General features: G+C 61.2%; 23 protein-coding genes. 5 read left to right on the top strand and 18 right to left on the bottom strand.

Annotation, left to right across the window (positions count from 1 at the left end):
- Positions 1-2: 2 nt before the first annotated feature.
- Positions 3-824 (bottom strand): hypothetical protein, encoded by an 822-nt coding sequence (locus ABIT12_RS05835; RefSeq protein ID WP_348042074.1) that lies wholly within the window; start codon positions 822-824, stop codon positions 3-5.
- A gap of 479 nt (positions 825-1,303) precedes the next feature.
- Here ABIT12_RS05835 and ABIT12_RS05830 point away from each other — a divergent pair, with 479 nt between their 5' ends.
- Complete coding sequence (locus ABIT12_RS05830) at positions 1,304-2,314, top strand: DUF2336 domain-containing protein (protein ID WP_348042073.1); 1,011 nt, start codon at positions 1,304-1,306, stop codon at positions 2,312-2,314.
- A gap of 2 nt (positions 2,315-2,316) precedes the next feature.
- Here ABIT12_RS05830 and ABIT12_RS05825 read toward each other — a convergent pair whose 3' ends face one another.
- The 4 genes from ABIT12_RS05825 to ABIT12_RS05810 form a co-directional block, all read right to left on the bottom strand.
- Complete coding sequence (locus ABIT12_RS05825) at positions 2,317-2,655, bottom strand: DUF1491 family protein (RefSeq protein WP_348042072.1); 339 nt, start codon at positions 2,653-2,655, stop codon at positions 2,317-2,319.
- The gene (locus ABIT12_RS05820; RefSeq protein WP_348042071.1) at positions 2,656-3,780 is read right to left on the bottom strand and encodes a peptidoglycan-binding domain-containing protein; all 1,125 of its coding nucleotides are present in this window, start codon (positions 3,778-3,780) and stop codon (positions 2,656-2,658) included.
- Complete coding sequence (locus ABIT12_RS05815) at positions 3,777-5,513, bottom strand: PAS domain-containing sensor histidine kinase (RefSeq protein WP_348042070.1); 1,737 nt, start codon at positions 5,511-5,513, stop codon at positions 3,777-3,779. The genes ABIT12_RS05820 and ABIT12_RS05815 overlap by 4 nt, the downstream gene beginning before the upstream one ends.
- Positions 5,514-6,309: 796 nt before the next feature.
- Complete coding sequence (locus ABIT12_RS05810; RefSeq protein WP_407065594.1) at positions 6,310-8,676, bottom strand: membrane-bound PQQ-dependent dehydrogenase, glucose/quinate/shikimate family; 2,367 nt, start codon at positions 8,674-8,676, stop codon at positions 6,310-6,312.
- 167 nt (positions 8,677-8,843) lie between these two features.
- Here ABIT12_RS05810 and ABIT12_RS05805 point away from each other — a divergent pair, with 167 nt between their 5' ends.
- Positions 8,844-9,269 carry a SufE family protein gene (locus tag ABIT12_RS05805; protein WP_348042068.1) on the top strand — a complete coding sequence of 142 codons (426 nt, stop codon included), beginning with the start codon at positions 8,844-8,846 and terminating at the stop codon, positions 9,267-9,269.
- Here the strand turns inward: ABIT12_RS05805 and ABIT12_RS05800 are convergent.
- Positions 9,266-11,170, bottom strand: a complete 1,905-nt coding sequence (locus ABIT12_RS05800) for a DUF6456 domain-containing protein (RefSeq protein WP_348042067.1) — start codon at positions 11,168-11,170, stop codon at positions 9,266-9,268. The two genes, ABIT12_RS05805 and ABIT12_RS05800, sit on opposite strands and share 4 nt — an antisense overlap.
- Positions 11,171-11,340: 170 nt before the next feature.
- Here ABIT12_RS05800 and ABIT12_RS05795 point away from each other — a divergent pair, with 170 nt between their 5' ends.
- On the top strand, positions 11,341-12,156 hold the full coding sequence (locus tag ABIT12_RS05795; RefSeq protein ID WP_348042066.1) for a DUF3800 domain-containing protein: 816 nt from the start codon (positions 11,341-11,343) through the stop codon (positions 12,154-12,156).
- Here ABIT12_RS05795 and ABIT12_RS05790 read toward each other — a convergent pair.
- The 12 genes from ABIT12_RS05790 to mbhE form a co-directional block, all read right to left on the bottom strand.
- Complete coding sequence (locus ABIT12_RS05790; RefSeq protein WP_348042065.1) at positions 12,153-12,302, bottom strand: hypothetical protein; 150 nt, start codon at positions 12,300-12,302, stop codon at positions 12,153-12,155. The genes ABIT12_RS05795 and ABIT12_RS05790 overlap by 4 nt on opposite strands.
- Before the next feature lie 6 nt (positions 12,303-12,308).
- Positions 12,309-12,647, bottom strand: coding sequence for a hypothetical protein (locus ABIT12_RS05785; protein WP_348042064.1), 339 nt, complete (start codon positions 12,645-12,647; stop codon positions 12,309-12,311).
- Positions 12,648-12,886: 239 nt separating this feature from the next.
- Positions 12,887-13,840, bottom strand: coding sequence for an IS1595 family transposase (locus ABIT12_RS05780; protein WP_348042063.1), 954 nt, complete (start codon positions 13,838-13,840; stop codon positions 12,887-12,889).
- On the bottom strand, positions 13,783-14,157 hold the full coding sequence (locus ABIT12_RS05775; RefSeq protein ID WP_348042062.1) for a helix-turn-helix domain-containing protein: 375 nt from the start codon (positions 14,155-14,157) through the stop codon (positions 13,783-13,785). Before ABIT12_RS05775 ends, ABIT12_RS05780 begins: the two co-directional genes overlap by 58 nt.
- Before the next feature lie 312 nt (positions 14,158-14,469).
- The gene (locus tag ABIT12_RS05770) at positions 14,470-14,892 is read right to left on the bottom strand and encodes a MucR family transcriptional regulator (RefSeq protein ID WP_348042061.1); all 423 of its coding nucleotides are present in this window, start codon (positions 14,890-14,892) and stop codon (positions 14,470-14,472) included.
- Positions 14,893-15,032: 140 nt separating this feature from the next.
- Positions 15,033-15,368 carry a monovalent cation/H(+) antiporter subunit G gene (gene mnhG, locus ABIT12_RS05765; protein ID WP_348042060.1) on the bottom strand — a complete coding sequence of 112 codons (336 nt, stop codon included), beginning with the start codon at positions 15,366-15,368 and terminating at the stop codon, positions 15,033-15,035.
- A complete protein-coding gene (locus ABIT12_RS05760; protein WP_348042059.1) occupies positions 15,365-15,658 on the bottom strand; it encodes a cation:proton antiporter in 294 nt (97 codons plus the stop codon). The genes mnhG and ABIT12_RS05760 overlap by 4 nt, the downstream gene beginning before the upstream one ends.
- A complete protein-coding gene (locus ABIT12_RS05755; protein WP_348042058.1) occupies positions 15,655-16,134 on the bottom strand; it encodes a Na+/H+ antiporter subunit E in 480 nt (159 codons plus the stop codon). The genes ABIT12_RS05760 and ABIT12_RS05755 overlap by 4 nt, the downstream gene beginning before the upstream one ends.
- Positions 16,131-17,720: a proton-conducting transporter membrane subunit gene (locus ABIT12_RS05750; RefSeq protein WP_348042057.1), complete on the bottom strand. Its 1,590-nt coding sequence runs from the start codon at positions 17,718-17,720 to the stop codon at positions 16,131-16,133. Before ABIT12_RS05750 ends, ABIT12_RS05755 begins: the two co-directional genes overlap by 4 nt.
- A 1-nt stretch (position 17,721) precedes the next feature.
- Entirely contained in the window at positions 17,722-18,099 is a 378-nt protein-coding gene (locus tag ABIT12_RS05745; RefSeq protein WP_348042056.1) for a Na+/H+ antiporter subunit C, read from the bottom strand.
- Positions 18,099-18,518, bottom strand: a complete 420-nt coding sequence (locus ABIT12_RS05740) for an MnhB domain-containing protein (RefSeq protein WP_348042055.1) — start codon at positions 18,516-18,518, stop codon at positions 18,099-18,101. The genes ABIT12_RS05745 and ABIT12_RS05740 overlap by 1 nt, the downstream gene beginning before the upstream one ends.
- Positions 18,515-20,851 (bottom strand): hydrogen gas-evolving membrane-bound hydrogenase subunit E, encoded by a 2,337-nt coding sequence (mbhE, locus tag ABIT12_RS05735; protein ID WP_348042054.1) that lies wholly within the window; start codon positions 20,849-20,851, stop codon positions 18,515-18,517. Before mbhE ends, ABIT12_RS05740 begins: the two co-directional genes overlap by 4 nt.
- Before the next feature lie 263 nt (positions 20,852-21,114).
- On the opposite strand from mbhE, the gene ABIT12_RS05730 reads away from it, so the two are divergent.
- Positions 21,115-23,193: a S9 family peptidase gene (locus ABIT12_RS05730; protein ID WP_348042053.1), complete on the top strand. Its 2,079-nt coding sequence runs from the start codon at positions 21,115-21,117 to the stop codon at positions 23,191-23,193.
- A gap of 101 nt (positions 23,194-23,294) precedes the next feature.
- Positions 23,295-23,900, top strand: a complete 606-nt coding sequence (locus ABIT12_RS05725) for a superoxide dismutase (protein ID WP_348042052.1) — start codon at positions 23,295-23,297, stop codon at positions 23,898-23,900.
- The last annotated feature ends 25 nt before the right edge of the window (positions 23,901-23,925 follow it).

Here is a 23,925-nt window from a genome sequence, read left to right as displayed (position 1 = left end):
CGCTATTTGATGGCGATGACTTCGTTGTCGATCGGCTGGGTCTGGTAACGCGACGGGATGCCGTGGCCGGAATTGGCCGCCGACATGGCGCCGCCCGGGCAGAATTCGCGCCGATTGGCCCGATCCACATAGCCCGCCATCACGCTGAGCTTGCGATCCACCTCCATCGACTGCGGATGCGGCGTTTCCACCAGCAAATGGTCGAGGGCATAATTGTAGGAGGCGTAGCGATAGCTCAGCGCCCGGACAAACCAGGAAATATAAGTGTCATTCTCGGATTTGCGGGCGCCAACCGAGTCGCGTACCGCCGGCTCCAGGCCGTTCAGCCCGTCGCGCGACGCGGCGCGCTGCCGGTCGATCTCGATCACCTTGCAGATGGCAATGAAGGTGCCCGGCACGGTGTCGGTATCGGCCAGGATATCGGCGCCAACCGTGGAATAGCGGACGGTCGATGAACTATACGGCGTCTGCTGCAACCAGCTATAATATTGGGTGATCGGGGACCGGTCGTCGGTCGCCGAAGTGATCCGCGTGCGCTGCAGTTCCACCGCCATGTTGTAGAACCAGCTATTGGTGTGTTCAGCCACTAGGAACCGCCAGACGCGGTTGTGCATCTCGTCTTCTTCGTCGGTCTGGTTGAACCACGAGACCGGCTCCTTGCGGCCATCGGCAATGAACTTGCCGGCCACCGGCATCACGGTGTCGTGGGTAAAGCTGGGGTCGGCACGTCCGAAGTCACCGGTGGGTCGTGCGACACAGCCAACAAGAAACAGCAGGGCTGCAACTGATGCGGCCCGGACGACGATTTGAGTATGATCAGCCACGCTTGCGCTTTGGTTTGGACGGGTCGAGCCACTTGGTCGGGCCCGGCAGGCTGGAGCGTTCATAGCGAACGCCGGTGAACATCAGTATCTGGGCGTCACCTGGAGTGTGTTTCCGAGTGGCAGTAGCGCGTCGACGTTGTTCAAGTTTGACGAGCTTTCCCAAGCTGGCCTCCAAAGGTTTTCCGCTCCCCCGTCCCTATCGGCGGCAGCATCTTGATCAAATCAGTTTGCGCGACGCCCCTCACGCAAACCCCATTAAGAGATCGTCAAGGTTAACAGTCTGCTAACGAATTGGCGGCAAGAGTGACCTTGCGCAGTTTCATCGGCGTTTAATGAGTCGACGGTCCCAAATGCTTGGTTTTCAGCCCTACGAAACGTTCCAGCTTCTGATCGAGACCGGCGGAGTTGACCGCACCAACACGCTTTTAATCGCTGCATGCGATGCTTACGCGCGCCGCGGCCGCCCAACCGGGCCCGAAATGGAACAGTTTGAGGCGCTCGCCAGCCGCCTGTTCCCAATCGCCGGCCCACAGGCCCGTGCCAAGGGTGCCGCCATTCTGGGCCGCGCCGAAACGCTCTCCACCACCCTCGAAGGCCTGATCGTCAGCAATATCGGCGAAGATCTGGTGTCTTTCCTCGATTCGGCGCCGGAACTGTCCGAGCCGACCCTGCTCGATATCATCGCCCGCTATGATGTTGCCGCCGCCAGCGCCATTGCGCGACGCAGCGATCTGACCAATGTGGTGCTGGCCAAGCTGTTCCAGATGAATTCGCGCAAGGTCTATCGGGCCCTTGCCGCCAATCACTCGGTGACCCCGCGTGGCGCTTACCTCAGCGCCTTGGCCCGTTCCGCCCAGATGGACCACATGGTCGCCGAATCGCTGGCCGATCGTGGCGATTTCGACTGCGCCCTGCTGGCACCGGCGTTCTTTGATCTGTCCGATGATCACCGCATCAAGGTCATTCAGGCCTTCGCCCATCGCAAGACGCCCGACGCACCGATCAAGAAGACCATCGAGATGATCTCGGTGGCCAATCAGGAACTGACCCGCGCCCTGATGAAGCTGTTTTCCGAAAACCGCCGCCCGGAAGTCACCAAGTTGCTGGTGCAGATCACCGGGCTGGACGAAGTGCGCTGCGGCCAGATCGCCCATGATGCAACCGGGGCTGCCCTGTTCGTCATTCTGCGTGCGTTTGGCTGCACAGCCTATGACGGGCTGAAGGTTCTGATCCACGCCACCGCCCATGACAGCGAGCGCTCGCGCGCTTTGGCCGATTTTGCCACCATGTTCGGCAATGTGACGCCCGATTCGATGGCGTTCCTGATGAGCGCCTGGCGCGGCGAAGTGAACCTGCTCGAGCTGTCCAAGCCAGAATACAAGGCCTTCGCCCCCACCAGCCGCCGCACCACGCTGGCTCCGGCGCACAATCCGATTGTCGAACAGGCCATCGAAGCCCTGGCCAGGATCGGCGCCAAGCGCGCCAGCTGAGGCTAGTCCACCACCTCGATACCGATAGCATCGGCGCGATGGTCGAGGCTCAGCACCCATAGATCCGGGTCAAAATCGGCTTCGCGGGCAATGCGCGCGCGTACCTTCTCCGGCTCGACGCGAAACAGCCGGCGCTGGAACACCAGGTCGGCAGTGTTATCATCCAGGCTCACCGCCGGTGCGGGCGTATAGAGCGACTGCGTACCGTTAAGGTGATCGACTTCGATGAACACCTGCCCGGCGATCGGATCGCCGCGGCGTGAGACGACGCAGATATTGCCCAGATCATTGTGCCGCCGCACAAACACGGCGCACCACAGATCGCTGCGCAGCCGCGCCAATTAGACCGACGCGCCGGCGGCCACCAGCATATCAACCAGTTGCGGGCTGACCTGACCGGTGACGTCGTAGTTGTAATAGACCTCGAAATTGCGGATCGCCTTGGCGGTCGACTCACCCGCATGGCCGTCGATCGGACCCTGCAGGAAGCCCAGGCTGGAGAGTCCACGCTGCACCTTGGCGGTGAGATTGACGTCAGCGCCTGCTGGCGCGACAGCGGCCTGCTGGGCGGGCACAGCGACAACCGGGGCAACTGCCACCGGCTGAATGACCTTGGGCATTGGCTGGTTGTCGACCGGCAACAGCGCCGCCAGCGGTTTCGGCTTGATGGCCGGCGCTTCGGGCAGCGTGCGGCCGCCATCAACGCTGGCAACGATCGAGTCGATCGTCCCGGCAGCCGATTCAGCCACCGTGCTCAAGGCTTCGCCAATCTGGTCCTGCGGCTCAATCACCGGCAGGCGGGCGACCACGCGGTCGGCCGGCGACTGCACCGGAACCGGCGGCGGCGCCACGACTTTCTGCACGATCGGCTGTGGCGCCACGACCTGCTGCTGCGCCACCGGCACCATGCCCTGCGCATCGGCACGCATCACGGCATCGACAATGCCGGGCGTGATCGCGCCCATCGGCTTGTAGCCATTGCGCTCTTCAAAGGCGCGGATCGCCTTGGCGGTATTGGGGCCGTAATAGCCATCGACCGTGCCCTGAAACAGGTTCAGCTCGGCCAGTTTTTTCTGCACTTCATAGACGTCGGAATTGCCCACCGGGCCGGATGGCACCGCGACCGGCGCTGGTGTGACGCTGCCGGTGGTTTCAGTGCTCTGCATCAGCGGCGCCACACGCGCCGGGGCCTGCTGTTTGCGAATCGCTGGCGTCACCACCTGCTGGGTGATCGCGACCGGCACATCGGGTGGCTGTCCGAACATCGGCGCCGGATGGCGTCCGGTCTGGAAATACAGCGCATTGGTGCTGGCCATTGCGGTCAGCGTCACCATGGCGATCAGTGCAGAATTGGCCAGTGGCGCGCGCATAAAGCGGGCCAGCGACCAAAGGCTCAGGCGCCCGGCAGATGATGCCAGCGCGCCGCCTGCCGCGAGCGGCAGTTGGGAAAAACTGATAGCCGTCATAGAGCTTTTCTTTTTTCGTCTTGCCATGGGATTGTCTGGGAAGGCGCCGGCTCGGGATGGAGAGGCGTAACATTGCCAGTGTCGGCTGGCTTTATTGCTGGACCGTTTATAGGGAGCAAAACAGTCATGGTTGTCCCCACTCCAAATTCGGAAATGGCGTGCAGGGTGCCCTCATGCAGTTCGACCAGGCCCTTGACGATGGACAGGCCCAGGCCGGTTCCTTCGTACTTGCGCGACAGGCCTTCATCGGCCTGGAAGAAGGGTTCGCCAATGCGCAACACGGCGCCCGGCGACATGCCGATCCCCTGGTCTGACACTGACAGGTTCAGATGCTGGCCCTGACGCTTCACCGATACGGTTACGGTGCCACCGTCATTGGAGAACTTGACCGCGTTGGACAACAGATTGATCAGGATCTGGCGGCAGGCGCGCTCGTCGGCCACCAGCTGCGGCAGCGTCCGGCCCAGATCGGTGCGGATCACAATATCGCGCTTGAGGGCAGCGCCTTCGACCATTTTCAGGCAGGGCTGCAACAGCGCTTCGGGCGCAAACGCTTCGGTCTGCAATTCAAACTTGCCCGCTTCGATGCGCGACATATCGAGCAGCATCCGCACTACTTCGAGCAAATGCGTGCCGCTCTGGTGGATCAGCCCGGCATATTCCAGATGCGTCGGTGACATCTCGCCGCCGATCCCGCTGGTCATCATTTCCGAGAACCCGACCACGGCATTGAGTGGGGTGCGCAGTTCGTGGCCAATGGTGGCCAGGAACCGCGATTTGGCGATCGAGGCTTCTTCGGCGATCTTGCGGGCTTCGGCCATTGCAGCGGCCTGGTCGCGCCGCTCGGTGACGTCGCGGAACAGCGCCACCACTTCGAAACGCAGACCGGCAATGGCGCCTTCCACCACGGGCGACAGGCTGACTTCAACCCAGATGAACCGGGGCACACGGACGCTGGCGCCGGGATCGTCCTGGCGCATGCGCACTTCGATGGTCCGCGGTTTGCCACCCTGATTGGCGTCGGCAAAAGCGGTGAGATAGGCCGGACGGTCCATCACATGGATACGCTCACCCATGCCGGAGCCGGTCATTTCATAGCGACGGCAACCGAACAGAGTTTCCGATGAGCGCGACAGGAACAGGATTTCTCCATCGCTGGAAAACCGGATCACCGCGTCCTGCACATGCTCCACCAGATGCTTGTAGGCCGCCAGCTGCGACTTGTCATAAACCGCAAAGCCATTGCCGATGCGATGGGCAGAATGGGCAACGACACCGGCGCCGATGGCAAAGCAGAGCAGGCTCAGCCCCTCCATCGTCCCGGGACCCGACAAACCGGCAGCGCCGTGCAGGGCCGAAGCATTGACGGCAAGGATGGCGGTTCCAAGGAGCAGCAGCCAGGCCAGCTTGCGCAGGTTCGGACGGGCGAGGAGCGAGGCATGGATCGGCGCGAGTAGCGCGATCGCCAAGCCGCTATCGGCAAGGGCCGGGTCCGCAAGGGTCAGGATCAGGCCAATGCCCAGAAGGGTATGCACCTGCCCGGCAACCGCTTCTTCAAAGCGGCCATGCTGATGCATTGAAAGGGTCATCATGCCGCTGAACAGCGCCATGGCGGCAATCAGCAGCGGCAGGAAATTGCCACCCACTGCCATGTAGACGGCAATCGGGGTCATCAAGCCGCTGGCGGCGATGATGATGATGGAATTGGCGGCGAGCGTCCGTCGGCGCAGCATTTCGGGGCGGTTCCCCGTGCCGGCGACCGCATTGGCTATCTCTTTGCTTGCGCCAAAAGAGAAGAGGCTACGCATTACTAAAACTCGCTTCCACGACGCCCTATGGACAACACAACTGCCTGAACAAACTTCAGGTCTCGCTGGCATCCACCCTGCGGCCCAAGACCTAAGACACAATTAAGTGGAGCGGCTTGAGGCCGTCGCGAGCGCTGTGCGGACTTGGTTTCTCGGGTTAGCGTAAACAAGACCTTCCCGGGTCCTCGACCGATCGGAAGGATTTGCATCAAATTTTATCAAAAAGTCTGAGAGCCGCTTAAAAGCCTCTCGCTAATGTTGGGGTCAGATAAGGCGAAATGGTTCGCCGGTTTGGGTCGCTCCGATGTTTTTGCTGCGTTCCGCATTTTGGCTGTTTGTCGCCTTCATGGTGATCCGACCGGGCATTGATATCAGTGCGACGGCCAGTTCCCTGTCGACCAGCGCCATGGCCAATGGACAAAAATTCATCGCCCAGCAGATCACCCAAGCCGAATGCGCCAATATTGAATGCGTCGGTGGCAAGGCAGCTCTTGTCGCCGTCCTTCCCAAATTCCCGCCGGCCGGTTCCCCCATGCACATGTTGCCGGCTCTCGAGGATACCGTGCCATTGCCCAGGCCACGGCCTCACCGAGCGGGTTAGGACGCGCCCCCCGCGCGTTCTTCAGGCCCAGAGGTTGCGTTTTCCCCAAGACGCACTCCAAGTGACCTCTGGTAATCTGCCGCAAGCACGCTGCCCCGTGCTTGCGGCTTTTTTTCGCGCTCAGGACTTGGGCAGCGCGTAGGCGATGACGCCGTCACCGGCCTTGGTGCCGGTCGAGCCATGTCCACCGGCCACTACCAGCAGGAACTGCCGCTGCGAGGCGTCTGACCAATAGCTCATCGGCGTCGCCTGCCCGCCCGCCGGCAACCGGCTTTCCCAAAGCTGCTTGCCCGTCATCAGATCATAGGCCCGCACGAAATAATCCAGCGTCCCCGAAAGGAAAGCGAGACCACCCTTGGTGACGATCGGCCCACCAATGCCGGGCACGCCGAGCTTGAACGGCATCGGGATCGGTGACAGGTCGCGCACCGTGCCATTGACGTGCTTATAGGCGATCTTGCCCGTGGTCAGGTCGGCCGCCGCGACATAGCCCCAGGGCGGAGTCTGGCACGGCAGGCCCAGCGGGGACAGAAACGCCCCCATTTCGGCAGCAAACGGCGCGCCAAAATTCTCGTTGAAGGCCGCCGTGCCGTCCTTGGTGATCACCCGGCTCTGGTCTTGCGGCCGCGGCACCAGCTTGGAGGTGAAGGCGAGATAAACCGGCATGGCGAACACCACCTGCCGTTCCGGATCGACCGCGACGCCGCCCCAGTTCAGCGTGCCGAAATTGCCCGGATAGATGATCGAACCCTGCTCGGATGGCGGCGTGTAGCGGCCCTCATAACGGAGCGACTTGAACGCGATACGGCACATCAGCTGATCGAACGGCGACAGCCCCCACATCGAGGCTTCGGTCAAGTCGTCTGGCTTGAATGACAGCGCCGAGTGCGGCTGCGTGGGTGCGGTCAAGTCACCCGCCACGGCGCCTTGCGGCGCCGGATCTTCGGTCACCGGCAGCACCGGCACGCCGGTTTCGCGATTGAGCACGAACAATTCGCCCTGCTTGGTGGCCCCCACCAAGGCCGGCACAGTCGTGCCATTGATACTCAGGTCGACCAGACTGGGCTGGGCCGGCACATCCATATCCCACAGGTCATGATGTACGCCCTGGAACACCCAGGCCACCTTGCCGGTATCGGCGTGCAGCGCCACGATGGCGGAAGAGAATTTTTCCACATTGGCATCGCGATTGCCACCGAACTGGTCCGGCGGCTGGTTGCCCATCGGCACGAAGATCAGGTTGAGTTTGGGGTCATAGCTGGAGACGCTCCAGCTATTGGGCGAGTTCTCGGTATAGGTCTGGCCTGGGCCAATCGGAGCGGTTGCATCCGGATTGCGACTGTCCCAATTCCAAGCCAGCGCGCCGGTATTGATATCGAAGGCGCGGATCACGCCCGATGGCTCGGTGGTCGAGACATTGTCGTTGACCGCCCCGCCGACGATGATGAACTGCGGCGTCACCACTGGCGGCGAGGTCGAATAATACGAGCCGGCCAGCACGTTGGGCATATTGGCCCACAGGTCGACCGTGCCATCATCGCCGCCAAAGCCCGGGCAAATCGTGCCCTTGGCGGCGCTCAGCGCGATCAGCCGACCATCGACCGTCGGCAGGAACAGGCGCTGCACGCAGTCAGCCGAGGCCGGCGCTGCCGTCGCTCCGGCACCATCGGCATAGGATACGCCACGACAGGTCAGATGCTGCGTCTGATCCTTGGGCGGCTGGGCGATCTTGGGATCGAACCGCCACTTCTCCGTGCCGGTTTCGGCATCCAGTGCGATGACGAAATCATGGGGCGTACACAGATAAATCGTGTCGCCGATCTTGAGGGGAGTGACTTCATAGGTGCTCTCACCCGGATCGGCATCGCCGCGAATATCGCCGGTATGGAATTCCCACGCCACCTGCAGCTTGCCGACATTGTCGGGCGTCAGCTGGTTCAGCGGCGAGTAACGGTCGCCATAAGATGTGCGCCCGTACGAGTGCCATTCGCCATCCGGGATGGTGCCGGCATCCGCCGCCAGTTGGGCAGGCCGCTCGGGCAACGTGCCGCTCAGATCATGGCTGGGGATGAACATTGCCACCAAAGCCACGGCGACCGCGACGACAATGACGCCACCGAGCGCGGTCCAGGCGCCGCGCAATTGCGCTGACGATGGCGCCACCCGGCCCGCCGCCCATGGCAGCACCAGCAGGATGCCCAGCGCCACGACGAGATCGCCCCTCGGCGCCAATGCCCACCAGTCGAACCCAACTTCCCACAATGCCCACGCCAATGTGGCAACGATCACCAGCGCGTAAAACCATAGCGCCGCCACCAGGCCCTGCCATAGCAGCGCGCCGGTGACGATATAGGCAAGACCGGAGATCAGATAGAACGGCGAGCCGCCCAGCGTCAGCAGCCAGAGGCCCCCTCCTCCCAGCGCCAGACCGACGAGGATGAACACGACGGCGAGCAGCCGGTTGAACAGGCCAGGGGTTGAGGACATGAGAGCAGCTTTCAGAAGGGCGCGATGTGCATCAACGCTTCGTTAACCGCGGCGTTCCGAGCTAACTGGGCCACCACGGCGGATTTGATGCTGGCCAGTGCGCCAGCCTTGCCGCCGAATGGCAGCGACGTCTTTTTTTGCGCGGCGCTTTGCACTAGATAAGGGCCATGACCGAGCCCCAAGCCTTCCAGGACATTGCAGAAAACCTTGCCTTCCTTGACGATTGGGAAGACCGGTTGAACTACCTCATCGAACTGGGCCAGGCGCTGCCACCCTTGGACGAGGCCGAAAAAACCGCCGAGAACAAGGTGAAGGGCTGCGTGTCCAATGTCTGGCTGGCGTCAAGCATTGCTCAGCTGGACGGAAAAGCTGTCCTGAGCTTTCGCGGCCAATCGGACGCGATCATCACCAAGGGACTGGTCGCAGTGCTGCTGGCGCTTTATTCGGGCCGACCGGCGCAGGATATCGCCGCCACCGACGCCATTGTCTGGTTTCAAAAGTTGCGGCTCAGCGAACATCTGGGCATGCAGCGGTCCAATGGCCTCGTGGCCATGGTCAACCGCATCCGTACCGAAGCTAAAGCGCTCAGCTAATTGGCGTGAGCCGGCGTAACCTGTGCCAGCTCCGGCCTTTTCTTGTGCCGCAGCAGGTTGAGCAGCGGCTTTTCGACGATCTCGTAAACGATCAGCCCGCCGATTACCCCGCCGACAATCGCCAGTGCCACCACCGCGATATTGGCGATCAGGTTGGCCGGGTCGAGCAGTTTGAAGCCGATCCCGGCAATCGCGGCCACCGCATAGATGTGCACCAGATAGATCGAATAGGACGCATCGCCCATCCGCTCCAGCAGCGCTACCTTGGGCAGGTGCATTTCAAAGCGAATGCCGAGCAGCACCAGCGCCGAAGCGAACAGCGCAAAGCCGGCAAAGCTCCAGCCATCTTCAAGCACGCCATGCTGCCAGGCAAAGCCATCCACCAGACCGGCAACGCCCAGCACGGCAAATACCAGCACTACCGGCTTGGGCAGCGCCGCGATGCCGCCGCGCAAGGTCGCGAGGCCCAGCCACGCCCCGGCGCAGAACGCCAGTGGCATATAGCTGGTATAAAACTCGGCGAATGCGATTTTCGGCGCGAAGATCAGCCCAAGAACGGTCAGCAGCGTGAACGCCGCCGTCAGCCACACCACGCGCGATACCGTGCCGACAAAGGCCAGCAGCGCGAAACAGACATAGAAGAACACTTCATAATTCAGCGTCCAGCCCAGCTTGTAGAGCGGGCGGATTTCCTGGCTGACCGGGTTGTAGAATGGCACGAACAGCACCGACAGGATCAACTGACCTCCATCGAAAACGGTGGTCTTGAAAATCGACGGCGCCACCAGCGCCAGCACTGCGGCAAGGATCGTCGCGCCCCAATACATCGGCACGATACGCACGGCGCGGCGCTGCAGGAATTTGATGGCGTCGAATTTGCCCTCGCCCACCACGGTGACCATGATGAAGCCCGAGATCACGAAAAACAGGATCACGCCCATCCAGCCCAACCGGTGGAAATCGGCGTTGGGAATGGCCAGCGGATAGAGCAGCGCGTGGGACGCCAGCACCAGCAGGGCCGCAATTCCGCGCAGATATTGGATCGAGAGCAGTTTTTGACGCATACCCGGTTTTACCACGCGCGCGCCCGGGGCCGGCATTAAGCCTGCGCCGGTGGTTAATGTTTGGGCACACTCAAACCGCGTCGGGCGCTGCGCCAGCCAGGCATGCACTCCGTGTCCGGCCGACCCGGTGGCTTGGGCCGACAGCCCGAAATGGGCGGCCAGTTGTTCTAGGCCGATCCGCAATACCAGCTTGGCGCTGCGCCGGGGCCAGCCGCGTTCGCTCTCCACCACCTGCAGTCCCTTGAGCAGCCCGCAGATATCAAACAGCACCCCGCTGCAATCGCTCGGCAGAGCCCGCGCGATGTCGTTCAGCTTGCGGCGCGCATCGAGCGCGCTGTCGCCGATTTCCAGCCCGCCACCCGGACCGCTCTTGCTGCGCGCCATGCGGTTGACGTCGTAACTCATCGTGGTGCGCGGCGTCAGTTGCGCTCGCTCCACCAATCGGCGCAGCCGTTCACCGGCTTCGATCTGGTGCGGCAATAGAAAAGCCGGCGAGCCGTCACGCCCCACAGCCGCTAGCCGCGACAAGGGGCTTTCATCCAGATTGCGTTCCACGGCATCCGCACCCGTTGCCAGAATGCGGTGCTGCGCGCCAAAGCCATCGTCGCGGGCCAATTGCCGGCGCAGCCAGTCCGGCGCCGTGGCGGCAGCGCGGCATACCTTACCGCCACCAACCAGCACGCCTTGCGAGAACAAGGCGCGCACCGTCGCCTCGGGCAAACGCGCCACCCGGTCGGGCTGGTTCACCACAAACTGGCCGTTCTGATTCAGATCGGCCTGCCCATCCGGCAGCAGCGCCCGCACGAACCGGATCGACCGCGCATCAGCACGCGGCATGATCGAGGCCCTCCGCCAGCCGCGACATCGTCGCCTCAATCGCTACTTCCAGCTTGCCGACTGCCGCATCGAACGCAGCGTCATCGCGCTTGTCCTCGATCGAGGCGCAAGCATGTGAGACAGTAGTGGGGATATTATACTTTGCGTACCCACTATGAAAGTTTCATGCTATGAACCTGATCCTGTCGGAACTAGCGCGGGGCATTTTGCCCTATAGCGCGAAGGAAAAGGTCGTCGGTGTGCTGTTCGGCTATTTTGATGAAAGCGGCACTCACGGGGGCGCTGACAAGCAATGTATCGCCGGGATGATCGGGCGCGCCGATGATTGGGATGACGTGTCAAGCAAGTGGGACACAATCCTTGGGGACCGCGCGTTTCATTATACCCACATGAACCGCATCTATGGAAATGGTCAGTTTAAAGGCGTCCCACAGGCGGAGCGAACCGCTCTTATTGAGGCGTGTGCAGACGCGGTGGGGTCGTCCGATTTACTCTCTGTTTGCGGCGGTTTCGTTGGCGATTGGAAACAGACCATCGCGGGCGGAGCAGGTTGGAACCTGCGTTTTCCGAGCTGTTACAGCTATTGCCTAGAGATGTGCCTCATGGCGATGAATAAACTATCCGCAGAAAAATGGCAGAGTGAGCCAATCGCCTTGGTGTTTTCGCAGCAGGACCAATATCGGGACCGAGCATTTGAAGTGTTCAACATCATCAAAAATGCCGGGGAATATCCAAACCTGGCGACTTTTACCTACGCTCCAATGAAGCAACTGAGGCCGCTACAAGTAGCGGACATGTTCGCTTATGAGACCTTCAAGGTACTTGGTGAAACTGATCCCGCCGAGTTTCGCAAATGGCCGCTAACTCGGCGTGTAATCCAGCAAGGACGATCATCGTTCGGCGGATTTGGCAGTCCAGAACTTTTAACGGGCCTGCTCCGCGAGGCGGAAATAAAAGGGCGGCAGTATTATAAAAATCCGGCTTAGCCTTGCGTCTTTTCCGGCAGAACAACCTTAACTGCCCTTTCAAACGCCTCCCCAGTCTCATCAGCCTCAAGCAGCCGCGCGGTTTCAATGAACCGCGCGGCTTGGTCTTTGTCCTTTTTTGGCGTTGGCTTCGATTTTTCGGCCATGATCCCTCAGTAGCAGTTGGTTTGCACGGTATTTCCGACGCGGTTTGACGTACAGCTTACATTGCGGTTCGGCGCTTGGACAGATTGCGGCGCCATCAGCGGCGTGAAGGTGGGCACTGGCGCACTGCCAATATTGGAGGCGATCTGCGCATATGCGGCATCTCGCCGGCCATCGAGTTGCAACCTGCATTGTCCGAATGAATCGGTGCCGGGCTTGAACCCGTATTCCGTGCATGTCTTCACGTCTGCCTCGGCAAACATCTTGCGTTCCGCGCTGGCGGTACATCCCGCTAGAACAGCGATCATCCCTACGATTAGGGCAGATTTAATTGCGATATCAGCCATGTGTTCCCTGTGCTTCCTCGCCCAAACCGGGCGGTTGGTCGCGCATGAACACAGGAACACGCGCCCTGCGTGTTTCCCCAAAGAGGTATTATATTCAGCAGGCCGCCCGGCGAAAGCCGAGGAGCCCTGTGTTCACCGCGTTGCGGGCCTAACCTCACGACCAAGATCGGAAAGGCTCCGCAAACTATTCTGGTGTCCGGTTGGTGTCTATGGGCTTCCGCCCATAGCGTTTCCGCCCTTCAATTAATCGTTTGATAAGTTAGGCGCTTGCCAGAGAAGCCCTTAAGCAGACGTTCGGCGCGGTTCACATCGTCAATGCCACGAGCAACGCGGTTGTTATAGCGGAAGTCATATTCGGCCAGATAGCGATGCAGGTGCTTTTCGCCGCAATGCTGATAGATGCCCTTCATGCCGCGCTTGAAGATCGAGAACACGCCTTCGATGGTGTTGGTGTAGGCATCGCCGCGAACGTATTCCTTGCCGCTGTGGTTGACAGTGTGGTGAGCGGCGAACAGCGCGCCGACTTCGGTATAGAGGCGGCTTTCGTCGGTGTTCAGGACGGCTTCGTGGTTGACGTTCTGGGCCACGATAGCTGCCACATTGACCTTGGTGGCCTTATCGACGTGGAACGAGCGCACATCGCCGCCACGCTCTACCAGAGCCACCACGGCGCGCTTGCCAGCAGGACCGGGCTTCTTGCCGGACTTGTATTTGTATGGCTGACCATCGGCGCGCATGGTGGACTGAACATCGTTCTGGCCGAAATAGGTTTCGTCGGCTTCGATGATGGAGCCAGCGCCACCCATAGGGCCAAGGCTACCGGCGCGCATTGCTTCGCGGATGCGATGCGACATGAACCAAGCCGACTTGAGGGTAATGCCCAGAGTGCGGTGAAGCTGGTTAGACGAAATGCCCTTCTTGCTCGAAGCCATCAGAAAGATCGCTTGCAGCCACAGGTGCAGAGCAATGTGCGAGGCTTCAAAGATGGTGCCAACCTTGACGGTGAAGGGCTTGCGGCAAGCGTAGCACTTGCGGACGCCGATCCGGGTTGAAGCGCCAGCCAGATTGCCGATCTTAGCCTCATCCGCGTTGCCGCAATGCGGGCAGTTGACGCCTTTGGCCCAGATGCGCGACTCTACAAATTCGTAGGCAGCGGCTTCGTTATGAAAGTGGGCGGCGGTGAGAACGGACATGGGCTTAACTCCTTGTCCTTGTTATAGGATAAACGAAATGGGTACGTCAAGTATAATATCGCCACAGTAGTCCTATCCCGACCGAAGATCGCGCCCACTTCGGCCAGGCTGCGCCCGAGGCTGACATGGACCAGATACATGGCCAATTGCCGCGCCTTGGCCGCGCCCTGGCGGCAGCGTGAGGGGTTGACCAGCAACCGCAGCGGGACATTTTTCTCCTTTGCAATCAACTTGATGATCTCCCAGCTTTCAGCATCACCCAACCCGCCGCGGTCAGGACGCAAGGCGGAACGACGGTCAATATTTGCAGACAGCATGATCGGCTCCAAATCAACAGGAATTAATTCCTATATCATGGATGCACTGCTATGCGACGGGGATAAGTTGCGTAGGGAGAGGAGCCGATGCGGCGGCGGCGGCAACAGCTGGGCCATAAAAACAAACGGCCGCTCCAGGAGCGACCGTTTGGTGCATTTTCGATGCGTGGATTGGTTGTGTTGAGATTCACGTCGGGGTAAGCCGAAAATGGTGGCTTTCGAGACCCGGAGCGGAGCGTACTTTTGTACGCCGGCACCGGAAGCGCAGAAATTGCCGTTTGCAGGCCACCATCACGTGAAGATCAATACGCCCTAGGCGGCCTTGCGGCCCAGGCCATTATCCTTGGCAAGCTTGGAGCGTGTTGCCGAGTAGTTCGGAGCAACCATCGGATAGTCCGAAGGCAAGCCCCACTTCTCGCGGTATTCTTCCGGCGAGAGATTGTAGTGCGTGCGCAGGTGGCGCTTCAGGGATTTGAACTTCTTGCCATCTTCAAGACAGATGATGTAGTCGGCAGCGACCGATTTGCGAACCGGAACGGCCGGCTTCAAATCTTCGACGGCAACTGGAACTTCATTATTCTGCAGCGCCCGTAGAGCGCTGTGGATCTCAGTGATCAGCTTTGGGAGGTCGTTTGGGTTCAAAGCATTGTGGCTCACATAAGCCGAGACAATGTCAGCGCTGAGCTCGATCAGATCGTTCTCATAGCCGTTCGCCGCGCCAGCGGGATCAGACATATTGTAACCTTTCGTAAGTCGCTTTCGGCTGTGACAGTAGAGTCTGCCGGAAAATTATTCCTAGAACCGTTCAACCGGCATTTCAACCCGGAATGAGGGTTTAACATGTAACCAATTGTCGCTCGCAAGACTACAATCAGTCATATTTTCGTGCGCAGATCATCAACCTGCATCATCAGACTATCAACTCTTTTGTAACGGTGACTGATCCTTGCCAGTAAATGCGACGACACCGGTGCCGTCAGCATTAGAAATACCGCACCAAGAATTGCTCGTAATGCTATTCCAGCATCGGGTACTGCCAGCGCCACTGCCAGCAGAATCAAGCCCGCTCCAGTGCCGCAGGCCAATGACACGGCATGAAGCCGCGTATAAAAATCGGGAAACCGCAGCAAACCAATTGCCGCCAGCACCCCGAACACCGAACCGGTCAAAATAAACAGCGCTGCAAATGCGGCGAGAACTTGCCCGATCATGGCTTGGCCTCCTCGGTCGACTTGCTCAGGATGTAACGCACGAAAGCCAGCGTCGATAAAAAACCGAGCAGGCCCAGCGCAATGGCGATGTCGAGATAGAAAGCAACGCCCGACCGCACCGCAAATACAGCAACAAAGGCCAAGGCCAGCGTGGTCATCAGGTCCAGTGCCAGCACCCGATCCGGCAGTGTCGGGCCGATCAGTATGCGTATCGAGCACAACAGCATTGCCGCGCCGAGCAGCATCAATCCGGCAAGGCTGGCCCAGGCCAGCAGTTCGGTTCCGCTCATGCGAACACCTCGATGATCTTGGCCTCAAAGCCACGGGCGATGTCGGCGATCAGCGCCTCCTTGCTGTCGAGCATCAGCACATGCACATAGAGCACGCTATTGTCCGCCGCCGCGTCCACCGAAAGCGTTCCCGGCGTCAATGTGATCAGATTGGCCAGCAGCGTCACCTGGGCGTCGCCGCGAATGGTGAGGGGCACTGCGATAATCGCCGGACGCAAGCGGTGCTTCAGGCCCGGCGCCAGCACCAGCAGGCCGACGCGCAGCGCACTGGTCAGCAGTTCGCGGAGGAACAGCGCCAGCAATTCGGTCACTTTCCAGAGGCGCCGCAGCACGGATGGAAAGGCAATGCGATCGCGCAGGATCAGTAGCGCCAGACCAGCCACCGCCAACCCCAGCACCATATTCAGCATGCTGAACGCGCCGGTCATCGCCGCCCAGATCAGCGCCAGGACCAGCAGCAGCAAGGCAATACTCATGGCGCGCCTCCCATGAGGCCCACGGCGGCAATATAGCGTGCCGGATCAACCAGATCAGCCGCCCCCGCCTGCGCCGCGGCAAACAGGCGGTCTGGCGCCAATCCGAGCACCACGATCAGCGCCACCAGTGCCATGGTCGGCCAGAGCCCAAGCCAGGCTTCCCGACGGGTCAGCGCTCGCACACTGGAACTGGCATGTTCAGCCAATGCGCCTTCCGGCCCCGCACGCCAGAAGATGTGCGCCCATAGCCGCGTGCCGGCAATCAGCGTCAGCACCGCATTGACCAGCAGAGCGATGACGATGCCAAGGCTGGCATAATCGAGCTGCCCGCCCAGTCCTGCCTCGGCAAGCCCGGCTTGTAACAGCGCCAGCTTGGGCCAGAACCCCAGGAGGGGTGGCACGCCAGCCGCTGCCAGCACCAGCACAATGAACAGCGTCGAAAGTGGCCCGCTGGCGGCATAGACCCCGCCCATCTGGCGGCTGTCGGTCTGGCCGGTGACGCCCTCCACCAGCCCCGCCACCAGAAACAGCGCCGTCATGGTCAGCATGGAATGGACGATGTAGAGGCCCGCGCCCGTCACGCCGATCTGGCTGGGCAGCGCAATACCGGCCAGCACCGAACCGATGCTGCCGATGACGATAAAGCCCAGCGCCCGCCGCAGATTGGTCTCGGCAATCGCTCCCAATGGCGCGACCACCAGCGTCAAAATCGCAATCACCGCCAGTGCCGGTTGCAGCATTTCGTGGCTGGCGGGCAGCAGCACCACCATGGTGCGCAGCAGCGCATAGATCCCCACCTTGGTCAGCAGACCGGCAAACAGCGCCGACACCGCCACTGTTGGCGTGTGATAGGACGCCGGCAGCCAGGCATTGAACGGAAACGCCGCCGCCTTCATCCCGAAGGCCAGCAGCAGCAGCGCTGCCACACCCGCCATCGCCGGCCCATTGGCCTTGGGCGCCGCCCCGATCACATCGGCCATATTGAGCGTGCCGACCAGCCCATACAACAGACCAAGTCCGGCAAGGAAAACCGTCGTGGCGAGGAAATTGAGGAAGCCATATTTCACCGCGCCATCGAGTTGCAGTGCCGTGCCGCCATTGATGATCAGCCCGAATGAGGCAATCAGCGTCACCTCGAACCACACATAGAGGTTGAACAGGTCGCCGGTCAGAAACGAGCCGGTCACCCCGGCCAGCAGCAGCAGCACCAGCGGGTAAAACCCATCGCCGCCATCTTCGGCGCGCCGCTCCACCTGCGCGTAGATCAGCACAACCAGCGTCAGCAGCGCCGCCATGGCAGCAAACCCGGCCCCGAAAATATCGGCGGTAAAGCTGATGCCGAAGGGCGGCAGCCACTTGCCCATGGTCATGCCCACCGGGCCGGACCGCATGACCTGAGCAAACAGCGCCACATCGCCGACCAGCACTGTCGCCGTTACCAGCATGGCAAAGCCGGCCTGAGAGCGCTGCATCCGCCGCGCCACCAGCAGCAGCGCCGCACCCATCAGCGCCAGCACCAATGGCAAAATGATCAGCCAGGCGCTCAATGGCGTTGCGGTTGCGATCATCGCCTGCGTACCGTTCATCTCAGTAGCTCAAGGGCGGCTGCGGCCCGTCTTCGGGCTCGGCCAGCCGCATGGAATCGGTGTTGTCAGCATCGAGCGATTGATAGGCGCGCCAGGCCAGCACCAGCAAAAAGCAGAACATGGCAAAGCCGATGACGATAGCGGTCAGGATCAGTGCCTGCGGCAGCGGATTGGCAATCGGGCCGTCCGGACGCTCCATGCCATCGGCCAGGATCGGCGCTGCATCGCGAGTCAGCCGGCCGGCGGTAAAGATCAGCAGATTGACCCCATTGCCCAGCACCACCAAGCCCAGCAGCATGCGCAATACCGAACGCGACAGCAGCAGGTAAATGCCCACCGCAACGAACAATCCGACCAGAACAGCGAGCAGGAATTCCATTACTCTGCCCCCTCGTCTTCAAGCGCCAGCGCTATCGAGGTCAGCGTGCCGAACACCACGAAATACACCCCGATATCGAACAGCGCCGGGGTCGAGAATGGCACCACGTTCTTGCCAAACGAGACATAGAGCCAGATGCTGGTCAGGAACGGCGAGCCGGTGTACAGCGACAGCAATCCCGATAGCGCCGCGATCAGCACGCCGAAACCGGCAAAGCCCAACGGGTCGAACTTCAACGCCGTCCGCACTGCCGCGACGCCCGAGGCCATGCCAAAAATCGCCATCGCCGCGGCCGCGATCAGCCCGCCGATAAAGCCGCCGCCCGGCTCGTTATGGCCGCGCAGGCAGACATAGATCGAAAACATCACCATGATGGCGATGATCAGCGGCGCGATGGTGCGGAAAATGACCGTGTTCATGGCACAATCCTGCGGCGGCGCAGCAGGCCGAGAATGGCAATCCCGGCGCCCATCACCACCGAAATTTCGCCCAGCGTATCCAGCCCACGATAGTCCACCAGAATGACGTTGACGATGTTGCGCCCATGGGCGATCGGCACGCTGGTCGCGGTGAAGAAATCGCTGAGCTTGGTGTCGAGCGTGCCGGTCAGCACTACCGCCAGCAGCAAGGTCACCGCCACCCCGCACAGCAGCGCCACAATGCCGTCGCGCGCCAGATCCTCATAGGGCCGCCGGTCGCGCTCATCGAGTTTTAGTCTTGTGATCACCAGCGCCAGCACCACCACCGACAGGATTTCCACCATGAACTGGGTAAAGGCCAGGTCAGGCGCTCCGAACAGCAAGAAGATCAGCGCTGTCGCCGTGCCCTGAATGCCCAGCGCCAGCACGGCCACCAGCCGGTTGAACGAGAATAGCAGGATCAGCAGACCGGCAATCGCCAGCGCCAGCACCGCCCATTCGAACGGCCGCACGGTGCGGATACCGAACAGCTGTACCCAGTCGGCCGTGGCCAGCAATCCGTCATAGCCGTGATTGAGCAGCAGCGGCGCGCTGATCGCCACGGCAAAACCGATAAACACAATCAGCAGATACAGCTCCAGCCGCCCATGGTGGAACAGCCTGGTGATCGCCGCCGCGCTGCGGATCAGCCCGAACATCAGGGCATCGAACACCGCATCAAAATTCCAGCTCGACCGCTCACTCCGACGCAAAGCCGCGCGGATCACGCCGGACTGCATGAATAGCACCGCACCCAGCGCCCAGGTCAAAACCGACAGGAACGGCACCAGACCGCCAAAATCGGGCACCAATGTCAAATGGCTGGTGGTCGCATGTCCGAGCACCGCCGACGCTGCCGGCACCAGCACTGTGCTGCCAAACCAGCCGGTCGCCAATGCTCCGGCAAGGCCCAGCACGCCCAGCAGCAGCGGCCCGGCCACCAGTCCGAAAGATCCCTCATGCGGCGGTTTCGGCGTCGACCGGAATTGGCCGAGGAACGGCTTGATGACAAGCGCCAGCGCTATCGCCCCCAGCAGGCCATTGCCCAGAATAACCGTCAGCAGCAGCACGATACTGCGCCAGTCGCTCTGCTCCAGGGCCAGATACATCTCTTCCTTGGCCAGATAGCCCAGCGTCAGCGGCAGGCCGATCATGCCCAGCCCGGCCAGCACCGCCGCCGCAAAGGTCAATGGCAGCTTGCCCATCAGCCCGCCCAGCGCCGTAATATCGCGCGTGCCTGTCGCATGGTCGATCACCCCGACCAGCATGAAGAACCCGGCCTTGTAGAGCGCGTGGGCAACGAAATAGACCACCATGGCGGCAATCGCCGTCTCGCTGCCAATGCCGATCAGCAGCACCAGCAGCCCCAGCGAAGCAATGGTAGTCTGCGCCAGCATCTGCTTCATATCCGTCTGCTTCAGCGCCGCAAACCCGCCCCAGAGTAGCGTCACCCCGCCAAAGATCGTCAGGATCGCGGTCCATTCCGGCGTGCCGCCCAGCGCCGGCGTCAGCCGCGCCAGCAGGTACACCCCGGCCTGCACCATTGTGGCCGAATGCAGAAAGGCGGAAACCGGCGTCGGCGCTTCCATGGCGTTGGGCAGCCAGAAGTGGAACGGAACCTGCGCCGATTTGGTGAACGCGGCCAGCAGCACCAGAGCCAGCACCAGCGGATACAGCGCCGAACCCTGCAGCGCGCCGAGCTTGCTGATCTCCCAGTTGCCGCCCAGTTGCTGGATCACCAGCACCGCCAGCAACAGCGACAAACCACCGATATTGGTCACCACCAGCGCCTGGATCGCTGCCCGCCGCGCCGCCTGCCGTGTATGGTCAAATCCGATCAGCAGGAACGAGGTCACCGCCGTCAGTTCCCAGAACCCGAACAGCGCCAGCATATTGTCAGCCAGCACCAATCCGAGCATGGCGCCCATGAAGGCCAGCAGGAAACTATAGAACCGCCCCTGATGCCCATGCCCCGCCAGGTACGGGCCGGCATAGAGCACGATCAACGTGCCGATCCCCGAAATGGTCAACGCAAAGGTCAGGCTCAACCCATCAAGGTAGAACGACAGCGCCAGATGATAGGACGGCACCCATTGGATCGAGGCGGCGATAAAACCCTTGTCAATCACCGGCCCAATCAGCTTGACCAGAAACATGAAAATGCTGGCCGGCACGATGGCCAGCACCCAGCCGCAATAGCTACCGACAAAGCGATGCGTCAGCGGCGCCAAGAGGGCCGCGAGAAACGGCGCAATGGCAACCAGCGCTATGCTCGCGTCCAGCGTCGGTCCCACTCGATACACAGTCCCCATGCGACGGCCGATTCTTCCCCGGCCGCTCGTTGACGAAGCTTAACCAATGCATCAGGGCGGACAAGGGATAACCGGTCATACGCCGTTCACATCCACCGATGATTGACACTGGCTGGTTTCTCCCACAGGCAATCCCGCCTAACTCCCAATTGGCGGATGAAGAGTGGATATCACCTCCAACAACGCCCCTCGCAATCCGCACCAACCCGGCCTACATCTGCGCCAGTTCAAAGACGGATCGTTCCATGTCCAAGCGTTTGCCCCCTGTCGCGGCCACCAAGCCGCACGCTGCCACTCACCACAATATCCTGCGCAACGATCCCTATCACTGGTTGCGCGCCGATAACTGGCAGGAGGTCATGCAAAAGCCCGAGACGCTCGACGCCGAAATCCGCGACTACCTCGAAGCCGAAAACGCCTGGTTCGAAGCCGAGTTCGGCGAGCCAACCGCGGCGACGCAGGACACGATCTACAAGGAAATCCGCGGTCGCATCAAGGAAGACGACAGCGGCATTCCCAGCCCCGATGGCCCCTGGGCCTATAATTCGCGCATGCTTGAAGGCAAGCAGTATCCCCAGATTGTGCGCACCCCGCGCGATGGCGGGCCTGAGCTGATCCTGCTCGATTGCAATATCGAAGCTGGCGACGGCTATTTTGGCTTCGGTGGCGCCGAACATGATCTGTCGCACCGCTACCTCGCCTGGTGCGCCGACCGCGCCGGTTCGGAATATTATGACGTCGTCATCCGCGATCTGGCGACCGGCACCGACAGTGACGAAGTCATCACTGAAACCGCCGGCTCCTATGTCTGGACCGCCGATAGCACCGCGATTTACTACACCGAGTATGACGACAACCACCGCCCGTTCCGGGTCAAGCTGCACGTCATCGGCACGGCGCAGGACAGTGACACCATCGTGTTCGAGGAAAGCGATCCCGGCTTTTTCGTCGGCGTCGGCGCCACGCTGTCCAACAAATACGTGGTCATAGACGCCCACGATCACCAGACCTCGGAATGCTGGCTGATCGATGCCAAAACCGGCGGCGAGCCGCGCGTCGTCGCGCCCCGCGTCACCGATCGGGAATACGACATCGATGAGCGCGATGGCCTGCTTTATATCCGCACCAATGCCGATGGCGCCGAAGACTTCAAGATCGTCACCGTCAGCGTCGATGCACCCGGCCACGAGAACTGGACCGACCTGATCGCCCACGAACCGGGCGTTCTGATCCTCGACAGCATCGTCATCAAAAACCACCTGCTGCGCCTCGAACGCCACGAAGGCCTGCCGCGCATCGTGGTGCGCGATCTGCGCACCGGCAAGGAAGACACCGTCAAGTTCGACGAGGAAGCCTATTCGCTGGGCATGTCGGTCGGCTACGAATTCGACACCTCGGTATTCCGCCTCACCTATTCCTCGCCCACTACCCCGTCGCGCACCTACGATGTCGATCTCGAAACCGGCACGCGCACCCTACTCAAGGAGCAGGAAGTTCCCTCCGGCCATAATCCGGAAGACTACGTTACCCGCCGACTGTTCGCTACCGCGCCCGATGGCGAACAGGTGCCGGTCACCGTGCTCTATCGCAAGGGCATCGCCCTCGACGGTTCCGCGCCCGCGCTGCTTTACGGCTACGGCGCCTATGGCATGTCGATGCCCGCTTCATTCTCGATTTCGGCGCTGTCGCTGGTCGATCGCGGCTTTGTCCACGCCACTGCACACATCCGCGGCGGCATGGAAAAGGGCTATGCCTGGTACGCCAAGGGCCGCCGCGAGTTCAAAACCAATACCTTCACCGACTTCATCGCCTCGGCCGAAATGCTGGTTGACCAAGGTTTTACCACCAAGGGACGCATCGTCGCCCAGGGCGGCTCCGCTGGTGGCATGCTGATGGGTGCCATCGCCAATCTGCGCCCGGACCTGTGGGGTGGCATCATCGCCCAGGTGCCGTTCGTGGACGTGCTCAACACCATGCTCGATGAAACCCTGCCGCTGACCCCGCCGGAATGGCCCGAATGGGGCAATCCGCTGACCTCAGCCGAAGACTATGCCCGCATCGCCGCCTACGCGCCCTATGAGCAGGTCGCGGCCAATGACTATCCGCCGATCTTTGCCCTCGCTGGTCTCACCGATCCGCGCGTCACCTATTGGGAGCCGGCCAAATGGGTCGCCCGCCTGCGCGCAACCAAGACCGGCGACACGCCGTTATACCTGCGCACCAACATGAGCGCGGGACACGGCGGTGCGTCCGGACGCTTTGACCGGCTCAAGGAGACCGCCCTATGCTATGCGTTTGCGCTGAAAGCGGTTGGATTGGAATGATCGTCTCATCCTAAGCGATTGTTGCAGTGTCACAAACGGCCTATATCAGAGCGACACCCCTGCCTGTTTCAAGCGTCAACCATCCACAATCGGAGGCCACCATGTCCACCAAGTTCACTCTGCCGCCCCTGCCCTACGCCTATGATGCGCTCGGCCCCTACATGTCCAAGGAAACCCTCGAGTTTCACCATGACAAGCATCACCAGGCCTATGTGACCAATGGCGAAAAGCTGCTGGAAGGTTCGGGCCTCGAAATCCTGCCGCTCGAAGACATCGTCAAGGAAGCCTATGGCAAGAATGCCGGCCTGTTCAACAATGCCGGCCAGCACTACAACCACGTCCACTTCTGGAACTGGATGAAGCCCAACGGCGGCGGCAACAAGCTCCCCGCCGGCCTGCAGGCTGCCATTGACAGCGATCTGGGCGGTTTCGACAAGTTCCGCGCCGATTTCATCGCTGCCGGCACCACCCAGTTTGGTTCGGGCTGGGCCTGGCTGTCGCTCAAGAACGGCAAGCTCGAAGTCACCAAGACCCCGAACGGCGAATCGCCGCTGGTCCATGGTGGCAAGCCGATCCTGGGCGTCGACGTGTGGGAACACTCCTATTACATCGACTACCGCAACGCCCGCCCGAAATACCTCGAAGCCTGGTTCGACAACCTGGTGAACTGGGAACACGTCGAACTGCTGTTTGAAGAAGCCAAGTAAGCAGACGCTGGTGGCACGCTAAAGC

This window comes from Devosia sp. (genome assembly GCF_039927955.1).
Lineage (GTDB): Bacteria > Pseudomonadota > Alphaproteobacteria > Rhizobiales > Devosiaceae > Devosia.
This window is presented reverse-complemented; position numbering and strand designations above follow the sequence as displayed.

Coding starts and splice junctions, on each gene's coding strand:
- ABIT12_RS05830 (WP_348042073.1), top strand. CDS start 1,304: ATGGAACAGTTTGAGGCGCTCGCCAGCCGCCTGTTCCCAATCGCCGGC.
- ABIT12_RS05820 (WP_348042071.1), bottom strand. CDS start 3,780: ATGACGGCTATCAGTTTTTCCCAACTGCCGCTCGCGGCAGGCGGCGCG.
- ABIT12_RS05815 (WP_348042070.1), bottom strand. CDS start 5,513: ATGCTGCGCCGACGGACGCTCGCCGCCAATTCCATCATCATCATCGCC.
- ABIT12_RS05810 (WP_407065594.1), bottom strand. CDS start 8,676: ATGTCCTCAACCCCTGGCCTGTTCAACCGGCTGCTCGCCGTCGTGTTC.
- ABIT12_RS05805 (WP_348042068.1), top strand. CDS start 8,844: ATGACCGAGCCCCAAGCCTTCCAGGACATTGCAGAAAACCTTGCCTTC.
- ABIT12_RS05800 (WP_348042067.1), bottom strand. CDS start 11,170: ATGCCGCGTGCTGATGCGCGGTCGATCCGGTTCGTGCGGGCGCTGCTG.
- ABIT12_RS05795 (WP_348042066.1), top strand. CDS start 11,341: ATGAACCTGATCCTGTCGGAACTAGCGCGGGGCATTTTGCCCTATAGC.
- ABIT12_RS05790 (WP_348042065.1), bottom strand. CDS start 12,302: ATGGCCGAAAAATCGAAGCCAACGCCAAAAAAGGACAAAGACCAAGCC.
- ABIT12_RS05785 (WP_348042064.1), bottom strand. CDS start 12,647: ATGGCTGATATCGCAATTAAATCTGCCCTAATCGTAGGGATGATCGCT.
- ABIT12_RS05780 (WP_348042063.1), bottom strand. CDS start 13,840: ATGTCCGTTCTCACCGCCGCCCACTTTCATAACGAAGCCGCTGCCTAC.
- ABIT12_RS05775 (WP_348042062.1), bottom strand. CDS start 14,157: ATGCTGTCTGCAAATATTGACCGTCGTTCCGCCTTGCGTCCTGACCGC.
- ABIT12_RS05770 (WP_348042061.1), bottom strand. CDS start 14,892: ATGTCTGATCCCGCTGGCGCGGCGAACGGCTATGAGAACGATCTGATC.
- mnhG (WP_348042060.1), bottom strand. CDS start 15,368: ATGATCGGGCAAGTTCTCGCCGCATTTGCAGCGCTGTTTATTTTGACC.
- ABIT12_RS05760 (WP_348042059.1), bottom strand. CDS start 15,658: ATGAGCGGAACCGAACTGCTGGCCTGGGCCAGCCTTGCCGGATTGATG.
- ABIT12_RS05755 (WP_348042058.1), bottom strand. CDS start 16,134: ATGAGTATTGCCTTGCTGCTGCTGGTCCTGGCGCTGATCTGGGCGGCG.
- ABIT12_RS05750 (WP_348042057.1), bottom strand. CDS start 17,720: ATGAACGGTACGCAGGCGATGATCGCAACCGCAACGCCATTGAGCGCC.
- ABIT12_RS05745 (WP_348042056.1), bottom strand. CDS start 18,099: ATGGAATTCCTGCTCGCTGTTCTGGTCGGATTGTTCGTTGCGGTGGGC.
- ABIT12_RS05740 (WP_348042055.1), bottom strand. CDS start 18,518: ATGAACACGGTCATTTTCCGCACCATCGCGCCGCTGATCATCGCCATC.
- ABIT12_RS05730 (WP_348042053.1), top strand. CDS start 21,115: ATGTCCAAGCGTTTGCCCCCTGTCGCGGCCACCAAGCCGCACGCTGCC.
- ABIT12_RS05725 (WP_348042052.1), top strand. CDS start 23,295: ATGTCCACCAAGTTCACTCTGCCGCCCCTGCCCTACGCCTATGATGCG.